The sequence below is a fragment of the Salmonella sp. NW722 genome (genome assembly GCF_051702785.1).
GTDB classification, from domain to species: domain Bacteria; phylum Pseudomonadota; class Gammaproteobacteria; order Enterobacterales; family Enterobacteriaceae; genus Salmonella; species Salmonella enterica.
Genome location: NZ_JAMMIN010000001.1, coordinates 213435 through 224593, shown reverse-complemented (window position 1 = coordinate 224593; position 11159 = coordinate 213435). Strand labels below are relative to the sequence as shown.

Genomic DNA, 11159 nt, shown 5'->3' with positions numbered 1-11159 from the left:
ACTGTCACTTAACAGGCATTCTTTTTCCTATCTGCGTGTAAAACCGTGGAATTATTGTCGGGATTGCTCAGATGTACCGAAGTGCGCGGTATCGCCTCGCCCGTGTTCGCCAGAGCCCTGAACACGCTGTAGCTGGATAACCTCCCCCTGCTCCCAGGCGTTAGCCCCCTTAACAACGGGATGCTCAGGCAGATCCTGCCGCTCGCGTTTAATGGCCTGGGTATCAATTCCCAGACGGCGATCCCGATCGGCCAGCAGCGCGGGGTCAAGCTGCCCGTCGCCAGTAAAGCCCATCATCAGCGCAGGGATACCCATTGGCAGGGTTTTATCCCGGTCGGTATGCCAGGTGTGCCAGGTCTTGCCATAAGTATTAACAATCTTACTCATCAACGCTTTATCAGCGACCTGCGGTAAGCCAGGCGCCACCAGGCTACCGGATTTCACCTCGTACTGGTGGCTGTGCCACAGTTTTTTCTCCTCGGGAGGAAGCGTTTTAAATAAACGTTCGCTGATAATGTACTCCACCCCCATCAGGCGCGCGTTTTTCGTATTGCCGTCGTAAATCACCGCCTGCATGACATCTTCGTTCAGGGCGGTAACGTAATGGTGCGCTTCCATCTGTCCGTTTTTATCACCGCTATAAAAATGGAACCCGTCAAGGTAGGTACTGATGGCATCGACAGGTGGTCTGGATTGAATAGCCGCCGCGCCTGTTTCCAGGGTACGTAATTTGGCAGAGGTTTTTTCCCCGGGAATAGGCGTTTGCGGCGGCGTATTATTGGCGCCGCATCCGGCCAGAAAAGAAATGATAAAGAGTGCCAGCGGTAAAATTTTCATTAGGTCTCCATATAGTGAAAGGGCTCTAATGAAAATAGTGCAATACCACGTGATTGGTAGAAGAAATGGAAGATGTTATTTGTGACGGCGTCACAAATAGTAAAACCCGACACACAGGCCGGGTTTTGATATCAGTTTACTCTTATTTTGAGAGTTCTTTCTTGATTTCGTCTTTTATTTTGCTTAATTCACTCTGCGGGTTTTTCTTACAAAGCTCAACGGCCAGCGGCACTGCTGTCGTCTCAGTTTCCTGGAAATCAACGTAGTCCCCGCCTTTAAAATCTTCATCTTCATTCAGCACCCAGAAAGCGACTGGCGCCATCGTCTGCGGATTTAGGTCAACAAACTCCTGGCAGCTCATACCTTTAGGCGTAACGTTTGTTTTAGTAGTATCTGTTGCCGCATTCACGCTAACACTGGTTACCAGCGCTGCCACGATAATACCTGCTGTAGCAAGGGAGAATTTATTCATTGTTGTTGCTCCAATAATTATATAAATAACCTCTACATCTGCGCGTTAACCCGTTAATGTAGAACGCAGAAAATAATACCCCTCCTCTCTCAGGAATAAAGATCACCCTCCGCGATATGGCTATTATTGATATTTACGTTGACTGATTTTGATGTTTGATGAATAAAGCAACATGGCGAGCAGATTTTAGGGCGAAAAAGTAGGCCACGACAATAGCCACTGACGTGGTCTACGGTACGTTGAGGTGATAGAAATACGGCAGCCGGGAGCGAGCCCTCCGTCTGAAGGTATATTCATCAGCCCGATCAACCCATCGTTACCGGGCTGGAGAGGTTATCAGGCGTTAAGCTGGTAGTCGAGGGTGATTTCCGCATTCAGAACCTGCGATACCGGGCACCCGGCTTTTGCTTTCTGGATGATTTGATCGAAAGTTGAAGCATCAATATCTGCTACCGCGACTTTGCTTTGTAGCGCAATTTTGGTAATGGCGAAGCCCGCCTCCACCTTATCAAGCGATACGTCAGCGGTGGTGTCAATGGATGTCGGCGTAAATCCAGCCTCTCCCAGCATGAGTGATAGCGCCATGGAGAAACAGGCCGCATGTGCGGCGCCAATTAACTCTTCCGGGTTGGTTCCCTGCGCGCCTTCGAACCGGGTATTGAATCCATACGGTTGTTGATTAAGCACGCCGCTTTCTGTTGATACAGTACCTTTACCTCGTTTGATGTCGCCTTCCCAGTGTGCCTGACCTTTCTTATGGATTGTCATTTTTGCTCTCCTGTTGGCTCAAAAAATAAAGTATAGACCATGCTGCTAATCTGCGTTGTCCATGCCGATGGAGGTAGCATGTTGTCGATTACCCGCACTTCAGATATAGAAAATAGTTGTATACTTTTTCAATGATGGATATTAAACCAACAGGCCTCACTTTCTTTAAAGAATATATCCCTCCTTTTATCCTTACTTTTTCTTCTGGAGGCGTATTCCATTATGTATATTTTAATTCAAATTAAGATTTGTCTTATCTCGTTGTAATAAAGGATAAAAATCGCAATAACTAGCCTTTTAAATGTATATTAATTGACCACTATTTGTATGAGGATATGTAATTGGCAAACGTAATATATTTTCTTGTGGGGTAAGCAATTAGAGTTCCGCCTTGCGTTAAAATAACTCCAGGACTAATCTTAACCACAGCCGCAAAAATATTTGCCATGCTGAATACGAATTAATTTTCTGCGAGCCGTACTAAATAAATACATGTTCACGGAGGCATTATATGTTTACTTATCACTCAGCAAATACCTCAGCAGCACAACCGGCCCTGGTCAACGCGATTGAACAAGGATTACGCGCGGAGTTAGGCGTTGTCACTGAAGATGATGTTTTAATGGAGCTGACCAAATGGGTTGAGGCTTCCGACAATGACATCCTCAGTGACATCTACCAGCAGACCATCAACTATGTGGTAAGCGGGCAGCACCCGACTCTGTAAAACCTGCTATGCTGTATCGGCAACCTTAGGGGTTACGTTTCTTTCGCGTAAGCGAATTTGTCCTTAAAACTAGCAACAGGATTGAGGAGTTAACATGAAATCGAACCGTCAGGCTCGTCATATACTTGGACTGGATTACAGAATTTCCAACCAGCGTAAGGTTGTTACTGAAGGCGACACCAGCAGCGTGGTGAATAACCCAACCGGCAGAAAGCGCCGCGCCGATAGCCAAAAGTAATCGTACAGTCCTGAAATGACGTTAAACACCATTGCATCTGCAATGGTGTTTTTGTTTATAGGAATGACCTTAACGTCTCACAATGCTTTATACTCAGGGTCGGTTCCCTGGTGGAAGGCAATATATGATGATAAACGACGGTGCCAGGGACAGTTATTCGAAAAAGAGTGAGTAACATGGAAACTACAACCAAGAAAGCACGTTCCCTTTATATCCCTTACGCTGGCCCTGTATTGCTGGAATTCCCCCTGTTAAACAAAGGCAGCGCTTTTAGCGTAGAAGAGCGCCGCAACTTCAATTTGTCAGGGCTGCTGCCGGAGGTCGTCGAGTCGATTGAAGAACAGGCCGAACGCGCCTGGCTCCAGTATCAGGGGTTTAAAACAGAAATCGATAAGCATATTTACCTGCGTAACATCCAGGATACCAACGAAACGCTCTTTTATCGACTGGTGCAAAACCATCTTGAAGAGATGATGCCGGTTATCTATACCCCGACCGTGGGCGCGGCCTGTGAGCGCTTCTCTGAGATTTATCGCCGGGCGCGCGGCGTATTTATCTCTTATCCGAACCGTCACAATATGGACGACATTTTGCAGAATGTGCCTAACCACAACATTAAAGTTATTGTGGTGACGGATGGCGAGCGGATTCTGGGGCTTGGCGATCAGGGCATCGGCGGGATGGGGATCCCTATCGGTAAGCTGTCATTATACACAGCCTGCGGCGGCATTAGTCCGGCCTATACCCTTCCCGTTGTGCTGGATGTCGGCACCAACAATCAACAGTTACTCAACGATCCGCTTTACATGGGCTGGCGTCATCCGCGCATTACCGACGATGAGTATTATGCGTTCGTCGATGAGTTTATTCAGGCCGTTAAGCAGCGCTGGCCAGATATCCTGCTACAGTTCGAAGATTTCGCGCAGAAAAACGCAATGCCGCTGTTGACGCGCTATCGTGATGAGATTTGCTCCTTTAACGATGATATTCAGGGCACCGCAGCCGTGACCGTCGGTACGTTGATCGCCGCCAGCCGCGCTGCCGGCAGTCAGCTTAGCGAGCAGAAAATCGTTTTTCTCGGCGCGGGTTCCGCCGGATGTGGGATTGCTGAACAAATCATCGCGCAGACTCAGCGTGAAGGTTTAAGCGAAGATGCCGCCCGACAGAACGTTTTTATGGTCGATCGCTTCGGCCTGTTGACGGACCGGATGCCTAATTTATTGCCGTTCCAGGCAAAACTGGTGCAGAAATGCGACAATCTCCAGCACTGGGATACCGAAAATGACGTGCTGTCGCTGCTGGATGTGGTGCGTAACGTGAAGCCGGATATTCTGATCGGGGTTTCCGGCCAGACCGGGCTCTTTACTGAAGAGATCATCCGCGAGATGCATAAGCATTGCCCTCGCCCGATCGTCATGCCGCTCTCTAATCCCACCTCTCGCGTGGAGGCCACGCCACAGGACATTATCGCCTGGACGGAAGGCAACGCGCTGGTGGCAACCGGCAGCCCATTCTCGCCGGTCATCTGGAAAGATAAGGTTTATCCGATCGCACAATGTAATAACGCCTATATTTTCCCCGGCATCGGTCTGGGGGTTATCGCTTCCGGCGCATCGCGCATTACTGATGAAATGCTGATGTCAGCCAGTGAGACGCTGGCGAAACATTCTCCGCTGGTGAATAACGGCGAAGGATTAGTGTTGCCAGCGCTTAAAGACATCCAGGTCGTGTCGCGCGCTATCGCTTTTGCCGTAGGTAAAATGGCGCAGCAACAAGGCGTAGCGGTGAAAACCTCTGCGGAAGCGCTGCAACAGGCGATTGACGATAACTTCTGGAAACCGGAATACCGCGACTACCGTCGGACTTCCATTTAATACGTACCCGGCGGTGAATGCCGCCGGATATCACTTTCTTCTTTAGTTTTGGCGAGTCTGTCGACACACCTGAATTCCTTTCCCTGCTTATTTGTCAAGCTACTAATATTAGCCACCTTTATGTATTGAACGGGGATTTATCAGGATAATCCTGGCTAAACTATTACATTGTATTTCTGCCGCCTTGCATAACTCATCAGAAATATTAATCCTAAAGAGGTAATAGCGCCTTACCTGCTATTACTTACCTGCTATGCAGTTCACTATTAATAAAAGGAGAAGGTTATGAAAGCTGCTGTTGTCACACAAGATCATCAGGTTGATGTTACTGAGAAAACGCTGCGTCCCCTTCGCCACGGTGAAGCTTTGCTAAAAATGGAGTGCTGCGGCGTATGCCATACCGATCTACACGTGAAAAACGGCGATTTCGGTGACAAAACCGGCGTTATTCTGGGACACGAAGGCATTGGCGTCGTGGCGGAAGTCGGTCCTGGTGTCACCTCGCTGAAACCCGGCGATCGCGCGAGTGTCGCGTGGTTTTATGAAGGATGCGGACACTGTGAGTATTGCAATACGGGCAATGAAACCTTATGCCGCAACGTGAAAAATGCCGGTTACACGGTAGATGGCGGCATGGCCGAAGAGTGTATTGTCGTCGCGGATTATGCGGTGAAAGTACCGGAAGGTCTGGACTCTGCGGCGGCAAGTAGTATTACCTGCGCGGGCGTTACCACCTATAAAGCGGTGAAGATTTCTCATATTAAACCTGGCCAGTGGATTGCCATCTACGGTCTGGGCGGTCTGGGTAATCTGGCCTTGCAGTACGCGAAAAACGTTTTCAATGCGAAAGTGATCGCCATTGATGTCAATGATGGACAACTGAAACTGGCCGAGGAAATGGGCGCAGATCTGACCATTAATTCACGTACGGAAGATGCGGCTAAAATTGTGCAGGAAAAAACCGGTGGCGCGCACGCAGCGGTGGTTACCGCGGTCGCTAAGGCGGCGTTTAATTCCGCAGTAGATGCCGTTCGTGCCGGAGGTCGCGTGGTGGCAGTCGGGCTGCCGCCAGAAGCCATGAACCTTGATATCCCTCGCCTGGTGCTGGATGGCATTCAGGTTGTCGGTTCGTTGGTGGGGACACGCCAGGATCTGACCGAAGCCTTCCAGTTCGCGGCGGAAGGAAAAGTCGTACCAAAAGTCGCTCTACGTCCGCTTGAAGATATCAACGTTATTTTTAAAGAGATGGAACAAGGGCAAATTCGTGGCCGTATGGTCATCGATTTCCGTCGTTAAACGATTTGCTGTGGTCGTCTGAGTATACAGACAGCAGATGAAAACAAGGCGCTACGAGGATAGCGCCTTGTTTATCAGATCGCGAAAGAATTACTGAATACCTTTTTCGCTCTCTTTTTTTGCTTCCGCCTTCTCGATTTCACGATACCAGCGTGGATGATGTTTCTTCGCCCAGCGACGGCTGACCTTCCCTTCGATCATGCCTTTAATCGAGCCTTTCACCCAAAACGCCATATACATATGGATGAGGATCGCGTGCATTAAAATAATGCCCGCCGCCGCATGAATTAACAGGCTATAACGCACCACCTGCATGGGGAAATACTGCGCGAAATACGGACGCCAGATAATCACGCCAGTCACCAGCAGCACAAAAATCATGCTCATAATGGACCAGAACATCATCTTCTGTCCGGCATTGTATTTGCCGACATCCGCCACCTTATGCTCATTGCCTTTCAATACTTCGACAATATTTTTCAGCCACGGAATGTCTTTTTTATCCGGGATGTTGTGGTGGACGAAACGCACGAACATAAACATCAGCGCGATGAAAATGGCAATACCGAAGAACGGGTGCAAAATACGTCCCATCTGCGGCGTGCCGAAGGTTTGCGTCAGCCATTGTAGCGTCGGGAAGAAAAACGAAATCCCCGACAGCGCTACCAGGAAGAAGCAGATCACCACCGTCCAGTGACAGGCGCGGTCGACAAATTTCGTGCGCACAATCATTTTCGACTTACTCATGATGATCCTCCTCATCGTCGTCCGTTTCTTTATTCGGGCCAATACCGATGTAGTGGTAAATCAGACCGGCGAAAGTGGCGATAAAGCCCGCTGCGGCCAGCGGTTTTAGCGCCCCTTTCCACAGATTGATTGAGGTATCGATCTGCGGATCTTTTGGCAAGCCGTGGTACAACTCCGGCTGATTGGCATGGTGCAGCACATACATGACGTGCGTACCGCCGACGCCCTGCGGGTTGTAGATACCGGCATGTTCAAAGCCGCGCGCTTTTAACTTCTCCACGCGTTGCTCACCCAGTTCCAGCATCTCTTTTTTGGTGCCGAAGTGAATAGCCCCGGTCGGACAAGTTTTGACGCAGGCCGGTTCCTGGCCCACGCTGACGCGATCGACGCAGAGCGTACATTTATAAACGCGGTTGTCCTCTTTGTTGAGGCGCGGAATATTAAACGGACACCCGGCGATACAGTAACCACAGCCGATACAGTGTTCAGATTGAAAGTCAACAATCCCGTTCGCGTACTGGATGATAGCCCCGGCAGATGGACAGGCTTTAAGACAGCCTGGATCTTCACAGTGCATACAACCATCTTTACGAATCAGCCACTCCAGCTTGCCGTTCTGCTCGGTTTCGGTAAAGCGCATCACCGTCCAGGACTTGGCGCTGAGATCGGCAGGGTTATCGTACACCCCAACACAATGACCAACGTTATCGCGAATATCGTTCCATTCAGAACAGGCTACCTGGCAGGCTTTACAGCCGACACAGGAGGAGACGTCGATCAGTTTCGCGACTTCGGCTTTGTAATCACGCGCCTGCGGAGGCGGCGTGATGGCGTTTGTTGCGGACCGTTTAATAATGTCCTGCGTTTCCATAGACATATGTTCGCCTCCCTTACGCCTTCTCGATGTTAACTAAAAACGCTTTGTATTCCGGCGTTTGCGAGTTGGCATCACCGACATTTGGCGTCAGAGTATTGGCGATATAGCCTTTGCGCGCGACACCCTCAAAGCCCCAGTGAATCGGGATCCCCACCGTTTCAACCTGCTGACCGTTGACATGCAGAGTGCGAAGACGACGAGTTACCACCGCGACCGCGCGAATAAACCCGCGTTTACTGCTCACCTTCACATAGTCGCCGTTAGCAATACCTTTCGCTGCCGCCAGCGTCTCACTGATCTCCACAAACTGTTCCGGCTGAGCGATAGCGTTAAGTAGCGCATGTTTGGTCCAGGTATGGAAATGCTCTGTGAGGCGGTAAGTCGTGCCCACGTACGGAAACTGCTCCTTCTTACCCATGCGCAGCGCATCTTCTTCATACAGACGCGCCGCCGGATTCGAGACCACATTCGGGTGCAGCGGGTTAGTGCCCAGCGGCGTTTCCATCGGCTCGTAGTGTTCAGGGAACGGTCCTTCCGCCATTTTATCAATAGCAAACAGACGTCCCAGCCCTTCCGGCTGCATGATAAACGGATTGGTCCCGCTCCCCGGCGCCGCGTTGTTAAAGTCCGGAATATCGTTCCCTGTCCACTTCGCGCCGTTCCACTGGATCAGCATCCGTTTTGGATCCCACGGTTTACCCTGCGGGTCCGCCGAAGCGCGGTTATACAATACGCGACGGTTTAGCGGCCACGCCCACGCCCAACCCAGTGTATTGCCAAGCCCTGACGGGTCGGCGTTATCACGTCTGGACATCTGGTTGCCCTGCTCCGTCCAGCTACCGGTATAAATCCAGCAGGAGGAGGATGTCGTACCGTCATCGCGCAGTAATGCAAAACTGCTCAACAACTGGCCTTTCCTGGCAAGCAGTGTACCGTTGGCGTCATAGAGATCTTCCAGCGCATAGCCGTTGTTCTCTTTCGCCACTTCTTCCGAATGCGGTTCATCCGGCTGCTTGTAGTTCCAGCTCATCTTCAATAGTGGTTCGGCGCCTTTACCGCCTTCTGCGCGATACATTTCACGCAGACGATGGTAAATACCGGCCAGAATCTCGCCGTCGTTACGCGCTTCGCCCGGCGCGTCCTGACCTTTCCAGTGCCACTGTAACCAGCGACCGGAGTTAGCGATAGAGCCATCCTCTTCCGCAAAACAGGTAGACGGCAGACGGAAGACTTCGGTCTGAATCGTTGTCGGATCAACATCATTAGATTCGCCGTGGTTCTGCCAGAACGTTGACGTTTCAGTCACCAGCGGATCGATAACGACCAGATACTTCAGTTTGCTTAAGCTTTGCACCACTTTGTTTTTGTCCGGGAAGGACGCCACCGGGTTAAAGCCCTGACAGAAATAGCCGGTGACTTTCCCGCTATCCATCATGTTGAAATATTTGATCACGTCATAGGACTGATCCCACTTAGGCAGCCAGGCAAAGCCCCAGTCATTCTCTTTCTGCGCCGCATCGCCATAGAAAGATTTCATCAGGCTGACGAAGAACTTAGGATAATTACCCCAGTAGTTGACCTGATCGGCCAGCGTCGCTTTGGGGGTATTCGCGGCCAGATAAGTTTGCAGATCGGCCTGTTTTTCTGACGGCAGCGTCAGGTAACCCGGCAGGCTGGTGGAGAGCAGTCCTAAATCCGTTAAACCCTGAATATTAGAGTGGCCGCGCAAGGCGTTCACACCGCCGCCAGCCATCCCCATATTGCCGAGCAGCAACTGGATCATCGCCATAGTACGGATGTTCTGCGCCCCGACGGTATGTTGCGTCCAGCCCAGCGCATACAGGAAGGTGGTAGTGCGATCCGGAACGCTGGTAGAGGCCAACACCTCACACACCTTCAGGAAGTCCGCTTTCGGCGTACCGCAGATGTTTTCCACGACGTCCGGCGTATAGCGCGAAACGTGCTGCTTCAGCAGATTCCACACACAGCGTGGGTGCGTCAACGTTTCATCACGTTTGGCATAGCCGTTTTCATCGAACTGGTAGTTCCAGGAGGATTTATCGTACTGACGCTTTTGGGCGTCATAGCCGCTGAAAAGACCGTCATCAAAGGCAAAATCATCCCGCACCAGCAGGCTGGCGTTGGTGTAATGCTTAACGTATTCAGCGTTGATTTTGTTATTTTCGATCAGGTACAGCAACACGCCGGACAGAAAGGTAATGTCTGTACCGGAACGTATTGGCGCATAGATATCCGCCACCGACGCCGTACGCGTAAAGCGTGGATCAACGACAATCAGCGTCGCATCGTTATTGTTTTTCGCTTCCATCGCCCAGCGGAAACCCACCGGATGCGCTTCTGCGGCATTGCCGCCCATCACCATCACGACGTTGGCGTTTTTAATATCCACCCAGTGGTTGGTCATCGCACCGCGACCAAATGTTGGAGCAAGACTTGCTACCGTTGGTCCGTGTCAGACGCGCGCCTGGTTATCTACCGCCAGCATACCGAGAGAACGCGCAAACTTCTGCGTCAGCATCCCCGTTTCATTGCTGGCCGCCGAGGCGCACAGCATTCCGGTAGAGAGCCAGCGGTTAACCGTGACGCCCTGCTCGTTCTTTTCAATAAAGTTGGCGTCGCGGTCGGCTTTCATTAATTTAGCAATACGAGTGAAAGCGTCATCCCAGCTAATGCGCTGCCACTTGTCGGAACCCGGCGCGCGGTATTCCGGATAGCGTAGGCGATCTTCACTGTGAACATAGTCCAGCAAACCGGCCCCTTTCGGGCACAGCGCGCCACGGCTTACCGGATGATCCGGGTCGCCTTCAATATGGTAAATCGCTTCTTTCGCGTTTTTTGCCCCATCTCCCAGGCTATACATTAATAGCCCGCAACCTACGGAACAGTATGTGCAGGAGTTACGGATCTCTTTTGCGCGCAACAGCTTATAGTTTCGCGCCTGAGCCAGGGCCATTTTAGGGGTAAAACCCAGTGCGGCCACCGTTGTTCCCGCCATACCGCCCGCGCAGATTTTAAAAAATTGTCTGCGGCTGACGTCCATTGCTTTCCTCTTTTTTCCACGGATGCACGCCTCCTTCGAACTGCAGCAAAACCTCAGCCCAGGATGCGTGTATAACTTCGCGAGGAAACTAACAGCAAAATCGATAACTTTTTTGCGTCAAATCAATATTGAAACGGTTCCGCTACTAAATAGCCCTATTTTTAAACTGCAATAACTCCAGGGAGGTACTAAAAAATGACACTGCATGGCATCGCCCTCGGAAAAAGTGCTATAAGTGGCAGTTTATTTTGCGTGGTATTCA

10 protein-coding genes are annotated in these 11159 nt (G+C 50.8%); 4 read left to right on the top strand and 6 right to left on the bottom strand.

Annotated features, from left to right (window positions below; translation table 11 throughout):
• Window positions 1-51 precede the first annotated feature (51 nt).
• The 3 genes from NA330_RS01065 to NA330_RS01055 form a co-directional block, all read right to left on the bottom strand.
• On the bottom strand, window positions 52-837 hold the full coding sequence (locus NA330_RS01065; RefSeq protein WP_023242322.1) for an OBAP family protein: 786 nt from the start codon (window positions 835-837) through the stop codon (window positions 52-54).
• A 142-nt stretch (window positions 838-979) separates the two neighbouring features.
• Entirely contained in the window at window positions 980-1309 is a 330-nt protein-coding gene (gene hdeB / locus NA330_RS01060) for an acid-activated periplasmic chaperone HdeB (RefSeq protein WP_001032161.1), read from the bottom strand.
• A gap of 336 nt (window positions 1310-1645) precedes the next feature.
• The gene (locus NA330_RS01055; RefSeq protein ID WP_000152297.1) at window positions 1646-2077 is read right to left on the bottom strand and encodes an OsmC family protein; all 432 of its coding nucleotides are present in this window, start codon (window positions 2075-2077) and stop codon (window positions 1646-1648) included.
• Window positions 2078-2588: 511 nt separating this feature from the next.
• Here NA330_RS01055 and bdm point away from each other — a divergent pair.
• The 4 genes from bdm (at window position 2589) to adhP (ending at window position 6212) form a co-directional block, all read left to right on the top strand.
• On the top strand, window positions 2589-2804 hold the full coding sequence (bdm, locus tag NA330_RS01050; protein WP_001649462.1) for a biofilm-dependent modulation protein: 216 nt from the start codon (window positions 2589-2591) through the stop codon (window positions 2802-2804).
• 94 nt (window positions 2805-2898) lie between these two features.
• On the top strand, window positions 2899-3042 hold the full coding sequence (gene sra, locus NA330_RS01045) for a stationary-phase-induced ribosome-associated protein (RefSeq protein WP_000841559.1): 144 nt from the start codon (window positions 2899-2901) through the stop codon (window positions 3040-3042).
• Window positions 3043-3218: 176 nt separating this feature from the next.
• Window positions 3219-4916: an NAD-dependent malic enzyme gene (locus NA330_RS01040; RefSeq protein ID WP_000450511.1), complete on the top strand. Its 1698-nt coding sequence runs from the start codon at window positions 3219-3221 to the stop codon at window positions 4914-4916.
• A 285-nt stretch (window positions 4917-5201) separates the two neighbouring features.
• On the top strand, window positions 5202-6212 hold the full coding sequence (adhP, locus tag NA330_RS01035) for an alcohol dehydrogenase AdhP (RefSeq protein ID WP_000642447.1): 1011 nt from the start codon (window positions 5202-5204) through the stop codon (window positions 6210-6212).
• A gap of 90 nt (window positions 6213-6302) precedes the next feature.
• On the opposite strand, the gene fdnI is transcribed toward adhP, so the two are convergent.
• Genes fdnI through fdnG form a run of 3 tightly spaced genes read right to left on the bottom strand, consistent with a single transcriptional unit; the run spans window position 6303 to window position 10897 of the window.
• Complete coding sequence (gene fdnI / locus NA330_RS01030; RefSeq protein ID WP_000045658.1) at window positions 6303-6959, bottom strand: formate dehydrogenase-N subunit gamma; 657 nt, start codon at window positions 6957-6959, stop codon at window positions 6303-6305.
• Window positions 6952-7836: a formate dehydrogenase subunit beta gene (gene fdxH, locus NA330_RS01025; protein ID WP_000061599.1), complete on the bottom strand. Its 885-nt coding sequence runs from the start codon at window positions 7834-7836 to the stop codon at window positions 6952-6954. Before fdxH ends, fdnI begins: the two co-directional genes overlap by 8 nt.
• Before the next feature lie 13 nt (window positions 7837-7849).
• Window positions 7850-10897, bottom strand: coding sequence for a formate dehydrogenase-N subunit alpha (fdnG, locus tag NA330_RS01020; RefSeq protein ID WP_077684034.1), 3048 nt, complete (start codon window positions 10895-10897; stop codon window positions 7850-7852).
• Window positions 10898-11159: the final 262 nt, after the last annotated feature.